Below are 567 nucleotides of genomic sequence, written 5' to 3' on the forward strand. Positions count from 1 at the left end.
GGTAAAACCGCGTACAATGCGTAAAGTCATGCTCTAACTCCTTGCTGCTTTGCGATAAGTTTCAAGCGTATCGCCAAATTGATAAGTCATTTTCTTTTGGATATCTTGCGCCAGCCGATCAAAATAAGCGCTATTGCGCCGGCTGCCGAAACTCAAATCTTCTAAGGGTGGCACTTCTTCCGCATCAAACTCGACCCGCAATTTTCCCAATTGTAAAGTACTGTTGGAATTTAAATCGCGATCAAACCAAACCCGCCCACCCAAAAGCGCTCCACGCGCAATCAGATCATCAAGAAACTGCGTGAGGCTGCGGGTAATGGCAATAACATGTTGACCGGTCAGATTCTCGTCATTGGCCCAAGGGCGGAAACTGTTAATGATCGTTTTTTCCAAGGCTGCACGGGTGCGCACCACATTGACAAAACGCCAGAGTGGGTCACTGGAGGTGGTATGATTTCCCCATAAAATACGTCCATTGGCAGCCATTTGCCCATGCGCATTTTGGCTAAGCCGTGCTGGAATAAAGGTCGCAATATCGGCTTGGTTGAGGCGATTTGCCTCATGATC

Annotated in this window: 1 protein-coding gene; it reads right to left on the reverse strand. The window is 48.1% G+C overall.

Annotated elements, in window-relative coordinates; translation table 11 throughout:
• Positions 1–33: 33 nt before the first annotated feature.
• Positions 34–567 (reverse strand): phage tail sheath C-terminal domain-containing protein (locus ACFIKB_RS09640; protein ID WP_375653549.1); only part of this gene is annotated, 534 nt, incomplete at its 5' end.

It is taken from the genome of Bartonella sp. MR110HLJHH (assembly GCF_042194225.1).
In the GTDB taxonomy this organism is placed as follows: Bacteria; Pseudomonadota; Alphaproteobacteria; order Rhizobiales; family Rhizobiaceae; genus Bartonella; species Bartonella grahamii.